We start from the raw sequence: 15,477 nt of genomic DNA on the forward strand, positions 1-15,477 counted from the left end.
GCTATCCGCAGCGGAGAATGGCGACCGAATGGCCTTCCAGCGCAGTGTGGTCGGCGTCGACTGCCGGCTCGCCCCAGGCCAGTACCACCTCACCAGTGACGGGCACCTGCACCGATTCGGCGCCCAGGTTGCACGTGATGCGCAACCGGTTGCGGCACACGATGATCCAACGCCCGTCTTCGTCGTAGTCGACGATCAGGTGCTCCAGCCAGCGATCAGCCATGTCGGGGTCGTTGCGCCGCAACGCGATCAGATCGCGATAAAAGTGGTGCAGACGGGCATGTTCGCCGGCAAGGAGCTCATCCCACTTCAGCTTGGAGCGCGCAAACGTCCGCGGGTCTTGGGGGTCGGGGATGTCGTCGGCATCCCAGCCGTGCTCGGCGAATTCGGCCTTGCGTCCCTCGGCGGTGGCCCGGGCCAGCTCCGGTTCGGGATGCGAGCTGAAGAATTGAAACGGCGTCGAAGCCGCCCACTCTTCACCCATGAAAAGCATTGCGGTATAGGGTGATCCGAGGGCCAGCGCGGCTTTGATCGCAAGCTGGCCGCTGGTCAGGTTTTGCGATGGGCGGTCGCCGAGAGCGCGGTTGCCGACCTGATCATGGGTACAGGTGTAGGCGAGCAACCTGGTGGCCGGGATGGTCGCGGTATCCAGTGGCCGCCCGTGGCGGCGGCGCCGGAACGACGAATAGGTGGCCGCGTGAAAGTAACCGTGCCGCAAGGTATGTGCCAGTGTGGCAAGCGAGCCGAAATCCGAGTAGTAACCCTGGCGCTCGCCGGACACCGCGGTGTGGATGGCGTGATGAATGTCGTCGGACCATTGCGCGGTCAGCCCGAAACCGCCGCGATCACGCGGCGTGATCAGCCGCGGATCATTGCGATCGCTTTCGGCGATCAATGACAGCGGCCGCCCCAGCTGCTCTGCCAGCCAAGCGGTTTCACCGGCGAGTTCTTCGAGGATATCGATGGCGGTGGTGTCCACCAGTGCGTGCACGGCGTCCAGCCGTAGCCCGTCGGCGTGGAAGTCGCGCATCCAGCGCAGCGCGCACCCGATGATGTAGCGGCGCACCTCGTCGGAGTCGGAGTCGGCGATGTTGATGCCTTCGCCCCAGGGGTTGCTCGCCGACGAGAGGTAGGGCCCGAACCGCGGCAGGTAATTCCCCGACGGGCCGAGGTGGTTGAACACCGCATCGATCAAGACCCCCAGACCGCGAGCGTGACAAGCGTCGACGAACCGGATCAGCCCCTCGGGTCCGCCGTAGGGTTCGTGCACGCTGTACCACAGCACGCCGTCGTATCCCCAGCCTCGGGTGCCGGCAAAAGAGTTGACCGGCATCAGCTCGACGAAATCGATCCCGAGATCGACCAGATAGTCCAGCTTTTCGACGGCTGCGTCGAAGGTGCCGGCGTCGGTGAAGGTGCCCAGGTGCAGTTCATAGATCACCGCACCCTCGATCGAACGGCCCGGCCAGTCGCCGTCGGTCCAGGTTGCATCGGCCGGGCTCCATAATTGCGAGCGCCCGTGCACCCCGTCGGGTTGTCGCGGTGATCGGGGATCGGGCAGCACGGTGGGGTCGTCGTCGAGCAGATACCCGTAGCGGGCCTGCGGTGCCGCGTCGACGTCCGCGTGCCACCACCCGTCGTTCGAACGCGTCATCGCGTGCACCCGGCCGTCGACGTCAAGGCCTACCAGCTCGGGTTTGGGTGCCCAGACCCGAAATTCAGTCACGGTTGCGCTCCAGCAGGACCACGGGCAGGTCCGCGAACAGTTCGCCGGCCGAGGTCGGCCCGCTTGCGGTGGCGCCGGAAAGCGTGTCGGTCCATGACCCATCGGGCAGCGGCACCACGGTGTTACCCCAGCCGGTCTCCGCCAACCGCACGGTCCAGCGGGTCACCGCGACCACGATGTCCTGACCTTCCCAGCCGCGACGAAACGCCACCACATGGTCACTGGCGTCGCCGTCGGCTAGCATCGGAACATAGCCGCCACGGAGGAAGCTGTCCGGACGGGAGCGCCGTAGCCGAAGTGCCGTGGTGACGACGCGAATCTTGGGGTGTGCCAACGCCTTCAGTTCGGTGCGGCGCGCGGCGTAATCGACGGGCCGGCGGTTGTCCGGGTCGACCAGGCTGTCGTCCCACAGCTCGGTGCCTTGGTAGACGTCGGGTATCCCGGGTACGGTCAGCGCGAGCAGCTTCTGACCCAGCGCGTCGCTTGCCGCGTGCGGGTGCAGCTGAGCCACCAGCCCGGTCAGCTGCTCTGCCACCGGACCGTCGAGCACGGTATCGAGCCAGCGGTGTGTCGCGTCCTCGAAATCGCTGTCCGGATCGTTCCACGAGGTGTGCCAGGCCGCTTCCCTGATGGCCTTCTCGGCGTAGCTGTGCAACCGGTTGCGTAGCTCAGCGGTTACCTCGCCACTGACGGGCCACACTCCGAAGATGTTCTGCCACAGGAACTGTCCGGTGGACGGATCGGGGGAGGGGGCCTCGATCTCCCAACGGGCGACGAACTCGGCCCACAGCGACGGAACCTGCGAGAGCACCCCGATCCGGGCGCGCGCATCCTCACCGCGCTTGGTGTCGTGGGTGGTCAGTGTCGTCATCGCGAGCGGCCACATCCGGGCCCGGGTGGCAGCGCTGTGATGGAACTCCGCCGCCCCAACGCCGAAACGGTGCGGTTCGCCACCCACCTCGTTGAGTGAAACCAGCCGGGAGTCGCGGTAGAAGTAGCAGTCCTCGACGGATTTGGCGGTCACCGCACCGCAGAGCTGCTGCAGCCGGGTGGCCGGTTCGCCGCCAATGGCCAATGCCGCGGCGACGACCTGCAGTGCCGGACCTAATTCCGGTGCGGCCGACTGGGTTTCGGCTAATGCGGTGGGCATCACCGCGGCCAGGCCCGGGTAGTCGCAGCGGTACACGCCGATGTGGGTGAGTAGCGCGGCTATCGCCTCGGGCAGCAACGGATCATCGGCGCCGGCGGCGGCCACGATACTGCGGCGTAGCCTGCGCAATTCGCTTGCCAGGGTGTCGGTTGCCGAACGGGTCTTGAGCTCGGCCAACATGTCCGGCATCGCCCGATAGTTCACTCCCGCGGACTCGACCAGCGCGGTGAGCTCCGCGGCTCCGCTCGGATCGACGAAAAGCCCGCCTATCTCCCGCAATGCGTCGTAGCCGGTGGTGCCGGCCACCGGCAGCGTCGGCTCCAGCGCCTCGTCGACGGCCAGGATCTTCTCGATCACGATCCATGCGTCAGGGCCGAGCAATTCGCGTAACCACGTGAGGTATCCACACGGATCCGACAGGCCGTCGGGATGATCGATGCGCACGCCGTCGACGAGTCCCTCGACAAACCATCGCGCGACTTCGGCATGGGTGGCGTCGAACACCGCCCGGTCCTCCTGACGCAGCCCGGCCAGCGAGGTGATCGAGAAGAACCGGCGGTAGCCGCAGACCCCGTTTCGCCAGCCCACTAATCGGTAGTGCTGACGGTCGTGAATCTCCGGGCCGGTGCCCGCCGCGGTGCCGGGCGCGATGGGCAGCGCCAGATCACCCAACCGCAACAGGTCGCCGTCGACTTTCAGGTCCGCGACGTCGTCGTCGGAACCCAGAATCGGCAGCACAATTCGGCCGTCCTCGTCGAGATCCCAGTCGATGTCGAAGTAGCTGGCGTAGGCCGACGAGCGGCCGTGCCGCAAGACGTCCCACCACCAGGAGTTCTGCTCGGGCTGGCCGATGCCCACATGGTTGGGCACGATGTCGACGACCAGACCGATGCCGCGGGCCCGGGCCGCCGCCGACAGTCGCGCCAACCCGTCAGCGCCCCCGACCTCGGCCGATATAGTCGTCGGGTCGGTGACGTCGTAGCCGTGGCTCGACCCGGCGGCTGCGGTCATGATCGGCGACAGGTACAGATGTGACACCCCGAGGTCGTCGAAGTAGTCCAGCAGGTTTTCGGCGTCGGCGAAGGTGAACGCAAATCCGCTGGAGAGACCACGCAGCTGCAGCCGGTAGCTGGACACGATGGGCAAAGCCATGTGTCACAACGTCTTACGGAGTACGAGGAGCGAACGGGCGGACAGCGCGAGCTGTTCTCCGGCGTAGCGGACCTGATCGGTGTCACCGGCCGGGTCGTTGGTGTCGAGTTCCACGGTCCACTCCTGCGCGTAGCTGCCATGGGGCATCACGAACTCCACCGGCTCGTCGTGAGCGTTGAAGCACAACAGGAATGAATCGTCGACCACCCGCTCACCACGGGCGTTGGGTGCCGTGATCGCGTCGCCGTTGAGAAACACCGCCACGCACTGGTGAAAACTCTTGCCCCAGTCCTCGTGTGTCATTTCGCGGCCGTCCGGCGTCAACCAAGCGATATCACGTACCTCGTCGCCGCTCCGGATGGGTTCGCCTTCGAAGAACCTGCGTCGGCGAAATACCGGGTGGTTCTTGCGCAACGTGGTCGCCTTGCGCGCGAAGGTCAGCAGATCCGAGTTCTTGTCCACCAAAGTCCAGTCCATCCAGGATAAGTCGGAGTCCTGGCAGTAGACGTTGTTGTTGCCATTTTGGGTGCGCCCAAATTCGTCGCCGTGGGCGATCATCGGCGTACCTTGGCTGACCATCAAGGTGGCCCAGAAGTTGCGTATCTGGCGGCGGCGTAGCGCCGTGATGTCGAGGTCGTCGGTGGGACCTTCGACCCCGTAGTTCCACGACCGGTTGTGATTTTCTCCGTCGCGGTTGCCCTCACCGTTGGCCTCGTTGTGTTTTTCGTTGTAGGACACCAGGTCGTTGAGGGTGAACCCGTCGTGAGCGGTGACGAAGTTGATGCTGGCACTGGGCCGGCGGCCGGTCGCTTCGTAGAGGTCCGACGACCCGGTCAGCCGGGACGCGAATTCGCCCAAGGTTGCGGGCTCGCCCCGCCAGTAGTCACGCACAGTATCCCGATATTTCCCGTTCCATTCCGTCCACAAACCGGGAAAATTGCCGACCTGGTAGCCGCCCTCACCGACGTCCCAGGGCTCGGCGATCAATTTGACCTGGCTGACCACCGGATCCTGCTGTACCAGATCGAAGAATGCGCTCAACCGGTCCACGTCGTGCAGCTCGCGGGCCAGGGTCGCGGCCAGGTCGAAGCGGAATCCGTCGACGTGCATCTCGAGCACCCAGTAGCGCAGCGAGTCCATGATCAGTTGCAGCACGTGCGGGTGACGGGCGTTGAGGCTGTTACCGGTGCCCGTGTAGTCCTTGTACAGCCGCAGGTCCGAGTCGACGAGCCGGTAGTACGCGGCATTGTCGATGCCGCGGAAGTTGATGGTCGGGCCCAGGTGGTTGCCTTCGGCGGTGTGGTTGTACACCACGTCCAGGATCACCTCGATGTCGGCTTCGTGCAGGCTGCGCACCATGGATTTGAACTCGGCCACCGCCCCGCCGGGTTGCCGGTTCGACGCGTACTGGTTGTGGGGGGCGAAAAAGCCGAACGTGTTGTAGCCCCAATAGTTTCGCAATCCCAAGTCGAGCAACCGCGAGTCGTGCAGGAACTGGTGCACCGGCATCAGTTCGAGCGCGGTGACGTTCAGCGACTTGAGGTGGTCGATGATCACCGGGTGCGCCAGGCCGGCGTAGGTGCCCCGCAGTTGCTCAGGAATTCCCGGGTGAGTTTGCGTCATCCCTTTGACATGAGCCTCGTAGATGACCGTCTCGTTGTACGGGGTCACCGGTGCCCGGTCGTAACCCCAGTCAAAAAACGGGTTGATCACCACGCTGGTCATGGTGGAGCCCAAGGAGTCAACCAGGGGAGGGGTGCCCGGGTCGGCCGAATCGCCTGCGGGATCTACTGCGCTCAAGTCGTAGGAGAACAGCGCCTGCCCGAAGGTGAAGTCACCGTCGAAGGCCTTGCCGTAGGGGTCGAGCAGCAGTTTGCTGGGATCACAGCGATGGCCGGTCGAGGGCGCGAAGGGCCCGTAAACCCGAAACCCATAACGCTGGCCTGGGACGATGTTGGGCAGATAGGCGTGCCAGACGTATCCGTCGACCTCGTCCAGGGAGATCCGGGTTTCGCTGCCGTTGTCGGCGATCAGGCACAATTCGACTTTCTCGGCGATTTCGGAGAACACCGAGAAGTTGGTGCCGGCACCGTCATAGGTAGCTCCGAGCGGATACGGGGTGCCCGGCCACACCGTGGGCAGTGTGGGCCGGGTTGCGCCTGAGCGTTCGGTGTTGTTCGGCGACATGGCTTGACCTTATCCGCGTTCGGTGTGGCGCCGATTGGTGATCGACACTCGTGTCCGGCTGATTTGCCGCATCGGTGCGGCGCCCGGTCACCACCAACCGGTGATCGCCGCGATCTGCCGCCCCAGCTCCGGTGCCATGGTTCGCATGTACGTCGGAGTGAGGTGGTGAGAATCGCGGTAGATCAGCACATTCCCCTCTACCGCGCGACAGAAATCCTCGCGGCATATCGCATCTGACATGTCAATGGGTTTCAGCAGCGGAAACTGCGCCACGAAATCCAGGGTGGTGTTGTAGTCGGAAAGCAGGTCCGAGCGCTTGATTCCGCAGGATTTCCCGTTACCGCCCTTGGCCAGGCAGTCCGCAGGCTTGAATGGTTGGCCGTCTTTGACCATCCACGGGGTGTCGCGAACCGCGAGAATAGGAATGTTGTTGTCTGACAACGTTTGCCAGATCCCGATGTAGGTGGCCGGCATCACGTCACCGGGCTTGATGTTCCACGGGCGGGTCGACGTGGTGAACACGTAATCGGGACGATCAGCGACGATCTTTTCCATGGTTGCCTGCACCCACTCGCGGCATTGTGGGTACGCGGCGTTGTTGCCCATGATCAATGGGACTTCTTCGGTCGACAGCGGGCAGCCCATCTTGAGATAGGTCACCACCTTGAAGTGATGCAGACGCCCGAGCAGGTCCAGTGCCGGCAGCCAGTGTTCGGCATGGGACCCGCCGGCCAGCGCGATCGTTCGGGGGGCTTCCGGGTCGCCGTAGGTGCAGTTGACCAAAGCCGGATTCACGAAGTCACTGATGCACCCGTCCCGGGTGGACGCCGGCAGGTCGTCTTTGACTTCCAGGACGGTGGGACGCATCCGCAAGGTTGGGACCCGGGCGTGGTTGGTTAGGGCTCGGGCGCCGGGATAGTCGCTGGCGCTGAGTCCACTGAGCTCCTTTCCGGACGCTCGCGCGACGATGACATGCTCACGCCAGCTGAACGATGTCGCGGTCAACGTGACGCCCAACAGCACCACGATCGATCCCAGCGCCATGCTCGGCCGGCGAAAACGCAGCTGCCAGGGCTTCGTGGCGGGGGTGGCGGGGGCGGCTTGGGCGGTGGAGGATGCGCGGTACCGCAGGGGGTCTTCGACATGGCGAAGGGTCAGGTAGGCCAGCAACCCCGACACCAGCAGTACCGCTGCGCCCTCGAGGAAGTTCGCCTGCCGGTGGCCGGTGTAGGAAAGCCAGAAGATGAGCAGCGGCCAATGCCACAGATATAGCGAGTAGGCCATCGCCCCCAACGTCACCAACGGCCCGATGGCCAGCACCCGGTTGGGCAGCGGCAGTCGATTGCTGGTGCTCGGATGGGCTTGCCGGTTCGCTCCGGCCATGATCATCAGCATCGCGGCGCCAACGGGTACCAGAGCCCAGGGGCCGGGGAATTCCTTGACGCCGTCGATCAGGGCGCCGCACGACAAAATCGCCGCCAGGGCGGCGGTGGCGGTGAGGGTCCGCAGCCACATCGGCCAGCGGATGTAGGGCACCGATGCCCCGACGAGCACTCCCAAGAGCAGCTCCCAGGCCCGCGCGAAGCTGTTGTAATAGGCGTTGGCCTGGTCGGCCTGGTGGGCGGCGACGGCGTAGCTGAACGACGCGACCGTGAGCACGCTGAGCAGCACGACGAACAGCGTTCGCAGGCGGGGGCGCAGCGGACGCCGGATTAGGTGCGCACATCCGGCAATCAGCAACAGGAAAGCCAGATAGAACTGGCCCTGAACTGACATGGACCAGATGTGCTGCAGCGGGCTGACGGCTTCGCCGGCGCGCAGGTAATCCGACTGTGAATTGGCCAGTTCCCAGTTCTGGTAATAGCCCAGGCTGGCCAGGCTCTGGTCGGCGAACGTCTCCCAGCGGGTCTGTGGCTGCACCAGGACGGTGAGCAGGGCGCAGCCGGCGAGAACGACGACCAGCGCCGGAAGCAGGCGGCGGATCAGCCGGACCACCTCGGTGACCGGCGAGAGCTTCGCGCCTGGATCAAGGGCCGCACGCACTACTTTGCCGCCGAAGAAGAAGCCGGACAGCGCCAGGAACACGTCCACTCCGCCGGAAACCCGGCCGAACCACACATGGAATACCGCGACCAGCGCTATCGCGACACCCCGCAAGCCGTCGAGGTCATGCCGATAAAACCCCGCCGCCCGCGACCCCATCGCGGTGGGGGTATGAGGAGGCGCCACGGTCTGCATGATCGACCGCCAATTTACCGAAACCCGCCACCGGCCCCGCGCTGAGCGGCGGGTACCGGTGGCGGGTTGCGGGTGGTCGAAAAGGTTACCGGGGGGTGCCGGCGGGCGCTTGCTGTGCAGGCACGCGCTGTAGCGGTGCCTGTTGGGCCGGCAACTGCTGTAACGGGGCCTGCTGGCCGGGCGTCTGCTGGGCCGGCAACTGCTGTAACGGGGCCTGCTGGCCGGGCGTCTGCTGGGCGGGCAACTGCTGTAACGGGGCCTGCTGGCCGGGCGTCTGCTGGGCGGGCAACTGCTGCAGGGGTGCCTGCTGCAGCGGTGTCTGCGACGTGGGTGCTTGCTGCACCGGCGCCTGCGGTAATGGCGTCTGCGATGGCACCTGCCCGGGCGCCGTCTGGGTGCCGAGGATCCGGACCAGGTAGGGGGTCATGCCGCTGGTTCGCACCGGCGAAACCTGAACGACGTCGCCGACCTCGAGCATCTGGCCGTTCCCGAGATACATCGCGACGCTTTGCGTGCCTTCGGGGCCGTAGAAGATCAGGTCACCTTTGCGTGCCTGCTGCGGCAGGACCTTCTGGCCCACTTTGTACATCTCGCCGGAGGAACGCGGGAGCTTGATTCCGGCGCCGGCGTAGGCGTATTGGATGAGACCTGACGCGTCGAATCCGACGGTGTAGATGCCGGATCCTTTGCCGCGGGTGGGGCCGGTGATACCGCCGCCGGCCCAGGAAAATGGCACCCCGCGTTGCGAAAGACCGCGGGCGATGACGGCGTCGGTGGCCTGCTGGTAATCCGTCGACCTCAGGCCTGGGTCGGCGGCCGCGAGGCTCGGGACGGCCGCCATCGGGCTGACCATCATCGCCAGACCGACGGCGAAGGCGTAGATGCGTTTCATGGTGATCAACCTCCTGGACCCTGCCGGGCCCTTCCTGCGTCAGCGCGGTGACTTCGCGCGTCAGCCGCCGTTGCATGACCGCCGCGGTGGCCGCTACGTCGAGACCTCACGGCGCTGCATGCACTCGGAAGTGTGAATCACTCGGCCGAAACCACTTAATTCACACCAGTCACTACAGTCACTTTGACAACCGGAACCGACGATCGCCAGGGTTTACCGGAATTTTTTGTCTTAACGTGACCGGACAGTGACTGCACTGGCCCCAATCTTCTGCGGGCAGTTGTGATTTCGGTCTCAAAGAGGCTGCGGCCAGGTGTTCAGTCAGATGCGGAGATCAGTGCCAAAAACGTTCGCTGAAGCCGGCCAGCGCGTACCCGAGTACGGACGTGATGGTGATGACGCCGACCGCGATGATCGGCCAGAAGGACATGTACCAGCCCTTGACCATCGACACGAACGGGCCGATGACGGCGGCGGCAATGGCGGCGCCGATACCGCCCCACATCACCGGATAGATGTAGTAGTTGGCGCCGTACGGCACGGGCGGGCAATCCTCGGTTAAACACACGTTGTCGGTGAAAGCGAACAGCCGCGCCGGCCAACTGGTTGCGGTGACCAGGTACAGCAGCAGCGCCGACACCGCGACGGTACTGACCACGTCCCACGGGACTATCCGCAGCTTGAGCACGCGCGGAGCCTGATGGTCCGCGGTAGCGGAGCTCGGACGGTCTTCGGAATCGGGCGCGGCCATGCCATGCATGCTCCCGGATGACCGGGGTTTGCGCGACCGGCGACCGGGATGGGCCGTGCGGCGCCTGCATTACTCTCGGTCTCCATGGCTGCCGCGGTAACGCCCGGGTTGACACCCGAGCAGATCAGCGCGATCGACGCCGCCCACCTCTGGCACCCGTACAGCACGATCGGCGCCGAGGCGGTGCCGCCCGTCGTGGCGGTCGCCGCACATGGCGCTTGGCTCACGTTGATCCGTGACGATCGCCCGATCCGGGCACTCGACGCGATGAGCTCCTGGTGGACGGCGATTCACGGGCACGGCCATCCCGTTCTGGACGCGGCATTGACCACTCAGCTGGCCACGATGAACCACGTGATGTTCGGCGGCCTGACGCATGAGCCGGCGGCCCGGCTGGGCCGGCTGTTGGTCGAGCTGACTCCGCCCGGCCTGGACACCGTCTTCTTCAGCGACTCGGGCTCCGTCGCGGTAGAGGTGGCGGTGAAGATGGCGCTGCAGTATTGGCGCAGCCGGGGCCGGCCCGCCAAGCACCGGCTGATGACCTGGCGGGGCGGCTATCACGGTGACACGTTTACGCCGATGAGCATCTGTGACCCCGACGGCGGCATGCATTCGCTGTGGACCGACATCCTGGCACGGCAGGTGTTCGCACCACAGGTGCCGCGGGACTACGACCCCCACTACAGCGCGGCGTTCGAGGCTCAGCTGGCAGTGCATGCCGGCGAGCTGGCCGCGGTGGCGGTGGAGCCGGTCGTGCAGGGCGCGGGCGGCATGCGTTTCCATGACCCGCGCTACCTGCGCGACGTGCGCGAGATCTGCCGTCGCCACGAGGTATTGCTGATCTTCGACGAGATCGCCACCGGTTTCGGCCGCACCGGCGAACTGTTCGCCGCCGACCACGCCGGGGTGAGCCCGGACATCATGTGCGTGGGTAAGGCGCTCACCGGCGGATATTTGAGCCTGGCAGCCACGTTGTGCACGACCGAAGTCGCGCACACCATCAGCACCGGTGCGGCCGGCGCGCTGATGCACGGGCCCACGTTCATGGCCAATCCGCTGGCCTGCGCGGTGTCGGTGGCCAGCATCGAAGTGCTGCTGACGCAGGACTGGCGTTCGCGGATCTCCGAAATATCGGGGGGGCTGACCGCTGGGCTCAAACCGGCCCGAGCCCTGCCCGCGGTGGCCGACGTGCGGGTGTGCGGCGCTATCGGCGTCATCGAATGCGACCGCCCGGTCGACCTGGCTGTCGCCACCCCGGCGGCTCTGGATCAGGGTGTCTGGCTGCGCCCGTTTCGCAACCTGATTTACGCGATGCCGCCCTACATCTGCCCACCCGCCGAGATCGCGCAGATCACCTCCGCGATGGTAGAAGTCGCGCGACTCGTAGTCTGAACGCCTATGAACGCCTCTGCGCAGGCACCGACCGAGACGTCACCGTTGGCTTGGCTGGACGAAGTCGAACGGCAACGGTACGCGGCCGGGTTGCGCCGCTCGCTGCGGCCACGTCGCGCCGTCGCCACCGAATTGGATTTGGCCTCCAATGACTACCTGGGACTGTCCCAGCATCCCGATGTCATCGACGGTGGTATCCAGGCGCTGCGCGTGTGGGGTGCCGGTGCAACCGGTTCGCGACTCGTCACCGGCGACACCGAACTGCACCAGGAGTTCGAAGCCGAGATCGCCGAGTATGTCGGCGCCTCCTCAGCGTTGCTGTTTTCCTCCGGATACGCCGCCAACCTCGGAGCTGTCGTGGGCCTGTCCGGTCCCGGCTCGCTGCTGGTGTCCGACGCCTATTCGCACGCGTCGCTGGTTGATGCTTGCCGTCTTTCGCGGGCCCGCGTGGTCGTGGCCCCCCATCGCGACCTCGCGGCGGTGGCGGCGGTGTTGGGATCGCGCGACGAGGAACGCGCCGTCGTCGTCACCGATTCGGTGTTCAGCGCCGACGGCACCTTGGCCCCCATCCGCGAGTTGGCCGGGGTGTGCCGCCGGCATCGGGCGCTGCTCATCGTCGACGAGGCGCACGGCCTGGGGGTACGCGGCGGCGGGCGGGGACTGTTACACGAAGTCGGGCTGGCGGGTGCGCCCGATGTGGTGATGACGACCACGTTGTCCAAGGCGCTGGGCAGTCAGGGCGGTGTGGTCTTGGGACCGGCGGCGGTGCGCGCGCATCTGATCGACGCGGCCCGGCCGTTCATCTTCGACACGGGCCTGGCACCTGCGGCGGTGGGCGCGGCGGTGGCCGCGCTGCGAGTGCTCAAGTCCGAGCCGTGGCGACCCGACGCGGTGCTTGCGCATGCGCGCCGCCTGGCCGGGATCTGCGGGGTGCCGACGGCGCCGGAATCCGCGGTGGTGTCCGTGGTGCTGGGTGATCCGGAGGTGGCGGTGGCGGCCGCGGCGGACTGCCTGGACGCCGGGGTCAGGGTCGGCTGTTTTCGTCCTCCGACGGTGCCCGCCGGGACGTCGCGGTTGCGGCTGACGGCGCGCGCCTCGCTGAGTCCCGACGAGCTGGAGTTGGCTCGACGGGTCTTGACCGACGTCCTGGCTGTGGCGCGCGGTTGACCGTACTGCTTGTCACCGGGACCGGCACCGGCGTCGGTAAGACCATCGCCAGTGCGGCGCTGGCGTCACAGGCGCGCCAGGCCGGCATCGAGGTCGCGGTGTGTAAGCCGGTGCAGACCGGCACCGGCGCCGGCGACGACGACCTGGCCGAGGTGGGCCGGCTGTCGGGGGCGACCGAGCTTGCCGGGTTGGCCCGCTACCCGCTGCCCATGGCGCCGGCCGCGGCGGCGGAGCAGGCCGGGACCGCATTGCCCACCCGCGATCAGGTGGTGCAATTCATCCGTGGCGTCGACCGTCCCGGCCGGTTGACCTTGGTCGAGGGCGCGGGCGGGTTACTGGTCGAACTCGCCGACGGCGGGGTAACGCTGCGCGATCTGGCCGCCGCGCTGCGGGCCCCGGTGCTAGTCGTGGTCGGCGCCGGGCTAGGCACGCTTAACCACACAGCGCTGACTCTGGAAGCACTTGCCGTCCAAGGGATTTCCTGCGCCGGCCTGGTGATTGGCAGCTGGCCGGCCCGCCCCGGCTTGGTCGAGACGTCGAATCGGTCAGCACTGGCCCGGATGGCCCCGATCCGAGCGGTAGTTCCAGCGGACGCCGGGGCGGCCGACGACTTCGAGGCCATCAGTGCGGCCGCGTTCGACCCCGAATGGGTAAGAACGCTGGTCGGCTGATGGTTCACTCAATCGAGCTGGTTTTCGACCGCGACACCGAGGCGGCAATCCGTCGCATCTGGGACGAGCTGGCGGCCGCCGGCATACCCAGCCAGGCGCCGGCCAGCCGTCCGCACGTGACGCTGGCCGTCGCTGACCACATCGACCCCGAGGTCGACGAGTCGCTTCGCCCGGTCGCCGCAACACTGCCGCTGAACTGTGAGATCGGCGCACCAGTGCTATTCGGCCGGGCCAACGTCGTGTTCGCGCGGCTCGTGGTGCCGACGACCGAGCTGTTGACCCTGCACGCAGAGGTGCACCGGCGCTGCCTCCCGCACCTGACGCCCGCGCCGATGTCCAACAGCCTGCCCGGTCACTGGACCGCCCATGTCACGCTGGCTCGTCGGGTGGGCGGCAGCCAGCTGGGACGGGCACTGCGGATCGCGGGACGCCCGGCGCAGCTCGCCGGCGGCTTCACGGGATTGCGTCGCTGGGAGGGCAACAAGCGGCTCGAGCACGCCATTGGCTGACTATCCGCCGAAGAGCAGATACAAACCGGTGAACGTGTAGCCGACCATGACCAGCATCATGGTGAGCTGACCGGTGAGCTGATAGCCCGCCGGGAGCAGCCGCAGCGCCCTGTCGTGTGCCGCGATCACCGCAACGATGTGGCCCGTGACCACGCACGCGACCTTGATCGTGGCCAGCACCGGCGGGTGCGTGGACAACACGTAGTCGACATGCAGGTGCGCCAGCCCCAGCAGGTTCCACCCCCGCGCGAATGGATCGGCAAGAGAAATGACCGTCTGCTGTCCACGCTCGACCAGACAAGTCAGATAGTGCGCGGCCTCGGCCAGGACCGTTTTGTGGTCGGCGGCGGTGTTGGTCCCGGCATGACGGGGGCGCAGCAAGATCGCCACCGGTTCCCCGGTCTCCTGGGGGCCGTGATCGACGAGCGCACTACGGGTGAAACGCGTAGCCCCCTTATAGGTTGGGGCCGCGAACTCCTTATCGGAATGAGCGGTCACCAGCGAGGCGTCCAGATCGATGACCAGTGGATGTTCGGCATCAGCGTCGTGATTAGGCGCCCGATCCCGGGCGGCCGCCTACGGCTATCCACGCACACGCCCTGGGCGCACCTGCTGGTCACCGCCCTGACCCGGCTACAACCCGACTGACCAACACCAACGCTCCCCAACGAACCGAAAGGAGCCCTGGAAAGTGGAACCCGGCAGAACCCGCTGACCCGGGCAACCCGTCATACCCCCCATTCAGAATCCAGTCGAAAACATCAACCCGAACCCGCTCAAGCCAACACGTCAGCCACGCGAAAGACCGAGGTTAGGAGACAGGCGAATAGCCTATTCTCGGAAGAACGTCGTAGAACGGTGTTCCCAGCCACGAAATGCTGACGCTAGGAAGACCGAGCGGGTTCAACGGCAATGCAAGCTCTATACCGTTGAGAGTGAACAACACCGACGCGGGCGTTGACCCCCATGTAGCTAGCGTGTTGAACGTGCTGTAGCCAAAGTAGATGAAGGGCGCCGAGAAATGATACACATTCAATGCCCAATCATTGGTAGCCGTGACTGCAACGCCTTCCGAGATTAACTCCACAGGGCCCAGCGGCGTGTTTAGCCTGATTCCCAGATTATTGCTTATCCCTTTTACGGGCGGAATGTCAAAGGACGTCGAATCATAAAAAGCCTCGAAAGGACCAAGGCTTTGGCTGTAGATCGTTTCAGCTGGGTTGGCGACTGCGGCTGCGAGCGCTTGACCGGTTCCAACTAACGGATGACCCAACAGAGATTGCGCCGGCGTATTCACGGCATCGGCTAATGTTTGCTGAACATTCGTCGCCTCGGTACTGAGGTACTGTGTGGCCCCACCATTCAGCAAGTTCACGAACTCTTCATGAAAAGACGCCGCTTTGGCGCTCAGAGCTTGAAATTCCTGAGCATGCGTACCAAACAGCGCTGTAATCGCCTCCGACACTTCATCGGCGGCAGGCGCCGCAAACGCCGTCGTTCGGCTCGCCGCCTCCGCAGTTGCATTGCGCAGTGCAGCGCTTAAGTTCTTTAAATTTCCACTGGCTGCCGACACGATTTCGGGCGCGATACTTAACAATGACATTGATTTCTACCTTTCGTGAGCTACCCAGGACGCCGACTG

At 65.6% G+C, this 15,477-nt stretch carries 12 protein-coding genes and 1 pseudogene; 5 read left to right on the top strand and 8 right to left on the bottom strand.

What is annotated here, in order from left to right; all coding sequences use genetic code 11:
- Position 1: 1 nt before the first annotated feature.
- From treZ to ripD, 5 genes are all read right to left on the bottom strand, one after another.
- Entirely contained in the window at positions 2-1,726 is a 1,725-nt protein-coding gene (gene treZ, locus EET13_RS12730) for a malto-oligosyltrehalose trehalohydrolase (RefSeq protein WP_122442621.1), read from the bottom strand.
- On the bottom strand, positions 1,719-4,028 hold the full coding sequence (treY, locus tag EET13_RS12735; RefSeq protein ID WP_122442622.1) for a malto-oligosyltrehalose synthase: 2,310 nt from the start codon (positions 4,026-4,028) through the stop codon (positions 1,719-1,721). The genes treZ and treY overlap by 8 nt, the downstream gene beginning before the upstream one ends.
- 3 nt (positions 4,029-4,031) lie before the next feature.
- On the bottom strand, positions 4,032-6,215 hold the full coding sequence (gene glgX, locus EET13_RS12740) for a glycogen debranching protein GlgX (protein WP_122442623.1): 2,184 nt from the start codon (positions 6,213-6,215) through the stop codon (positions 4,032-4,034).
- A gap of 87 nt (positions 6,216-6,302) precedes the next feature.
- Positions 6,303-8,453 (bottom strand): acyltransferase family protein, encoded by a 2,151-nt coding sequence (locus tag EET13_RS12745; RefSeq protein ID WP_122442624.1) that lies wholly within the window; start codon positions 8,451-8,453, stop codon positions 6,303-6,305.
- Between the two features lie 85 nt (positions 8,454-8,538).
- Positions 8,539-9,345, bottom strand: a complete 807-nt coding sequence (gene ripD, locus EET13_RS12750; RefSeq protein ID WP_122442625.1) for an NlpC/P60 family peptidoglycan-binding protein RipD — start codon at positions 9,343-9,345, stop codon at positions 8,539-8,541.
- On the opposite strand from ripD, the gene EET13_RS30340 reads away from it, so the two are divergent.
- On the top strand, positions 9,344-9,481 hold the full coding sequence (locus tag EET13_RS30340; RefSeq protein WP_168990761.1) for a hypothetical protein: 138 nt from the start codon (positions 9,344-9,346) through the stop codon (positions 9,479-9,481). The two genes, ripD and EET13_RS30340, sit on opposite strands and share 2 nt — an antisense overlap.
- Before the next feature lie 198 nt (positions 9,482-9,679).
- Here EET13_RS30340 and EET13_RS12755 read toward each other — a convergent pair whose 3' ends face one another.
- Positions 9,680-10,096, bottom strand: coding sequence for a hypothetical protein (locus EET13_RS12755; RefSeq protein ID WP_244603891.1), 417 nt, complete (start codon positions 10,094-10,096; stop codon positions 9,680-9,682).
- An 84-nt stretch (positions 10,097-10,180) separates the two neighbouring features.
- Between EET13_RS12755 and EET13_RS12760 the strand changes: the two genes are divergently transcribed.
- From EET13_RS12760 to EET13_RS12775, 4 genes are read left to right on the top strand one after another with little or no spacing between them, the layout of a single operon-like run.
- Positions 10,181-11,488, top strand: coding sequence for an adenosylmethionine--8-amino-7-oxononanoate transaminase (locus tag EET13_RS12760; RefSeq protein WP_122442626.1), 1,308 nt, complete (start codon positions 10,181-10,183; stop codon positions 11,486-11,488).
- A gap of 6 nt (positions 11,489-11,494) precedes the next feature.
- A complete protein-coding gene (locus EET13_RS12765; protein ID WP_122442627.1) occupies positions 11,495-12,655 on the top strand; it encodes an 8-amino-7-oxononanoate synthase in 1,161 nt (386 codons plus the stop codon).
- A complete protein-coding gene (bioD, locus tag EET13_RS12770) occupies positions 12,652-13,326 on the top strand; it encodes a dethiobiotin synthase (RefSeq protein WP_122442628.1) in 675 nt (224 codons plus the stop codon). The genes EET13_RS12765 and bioD overlap by 4 nt, the downstream gene beginning before the upstream one ends.
- Positions 13,326-13,835, top strand: a complete 510-nt coding sequence (locus tag EET13_RS12775; protein ID WP_122442629.1) for a 2'-5' RNA ligase family protein — start codon at positions 13,326-13,328, stop codon at positions 13,833-13,835. The genes bioD and EET13_RS12775 overlap by 1 nt, the downstream gene beginning before the upstream one ends.
- A gap of 336 nt (positions 13,836-14,171) precedes the next feature.
- Here the strand turns inward: EET13_RS12775 and EET13_RS31425 are convergent.
- Together EET13_RS31425 and EET13_RS12785 are read right to left on the bottom strand one after the other, a co-directional pair.
- A pseudogene (locus EET13_RS31425) lies at positions 14,172-14,411 on the bottom strand (IS1380 family transposase); the annotation flags it as partial.
- A 235-nt stretch (positions 14,412-14,646) separates the two neighbouring features.
- The gene (locus tag EET13_RS12785) at positions 14,647-15,438 is read right to left on the bottom strand and encodes a PE family protein (protein ID WP_122442630.1); all 792 of its coding nucleotides are present in this window, start codon (positions 15,436-15,438) and stop codon (positions 14,647-14,649) included.
- Positions 15,439-15,477: the final 39 nt, after the last annotated feature.

This window comes from Mycobacterium attenuatum (genome assembly GCF_900566085.1).
Taxonomy (GTDB): Bacteria; Actinomycetota; Actinomycetes; order Mycobacteriales; family Mycobacteriaceae; genus Mycobacterium; species Mycobacterium attenuatum.

Excerpts from the sequence above, each read along its gene's own strand:
- EET13_RS30340 (WP_168990761.1), top strand. The coding sequence starts at position 9,344 with ATGGTGATCAACCTCCTGGACCCTGCCGGGCCCTTCCTGCGTCAGCGC.
- EET13_RS12755 (WP_244603891.1), bottom strand. The coding sequence starts at position 10,096 with ATGGCCGCGCCCGATTCCGAAGACCGTCCGAGCTCCGCTACCGCGGAC.
- ripD (WP_122442625.1), bottom strand. The coding sequence starts at position 9,345 with ATGAAACGCATCTACGCCTTCGCCGTCGGTCTGGCGATGATGGTCAGC.
- treY (WP_122442622.1), bottom strand. The coding sequence starts at position 4,028 with ATGGCTTTGCCCATCGTGTCCAGCTACCGGCTGCAGCTGCGTGGTCTC.
- glgX (WP_122442623.1), bottom strand. The coding sequence starts at position 6,215 with ATGTCGCCGAACAACACCGAACGCTCAGGCGCAACCCGGCCCACACTG.
- EET13_RS12745 (WP_122442624.1), bottom strand. The coding sequence starts at position 8,453 with ATGCAGACCGTGGCGCCTCCTCATACCCCCACCGCGATGGGGTCGCGG.
- EET13_RS12775 (WP_122442629.1), top strand. The coding sequence starts at position 13,326 with ATGGTTCACTCAATCGAGCTGGTTTTCGACCGCGACACCGAGGCGGCA.
- EET13_RS12760 (WP_122442626.1), top strand. The coding sequence starts at position 10,181 with ATGGCTGCCGCGGTAACGCCCGGGTTGACACCCGAGCAGATCAGCGCG.
- EET13_RS12765 (WP_122442627.1), top strand. The coding sequence starts at position 11,495 with ATGAACGCCTCTGCGCAGGCACCGACCGAGACGTCACCGTTGGCTTGG.
- EET13_RS12785 (WP_122442630.1), bottom strand. The coding sequence starts at position 15,438 with ATGTCATTGTTAAGTATCGCGCCCGAAATCGTGTCGGCAGCCAGTGGA.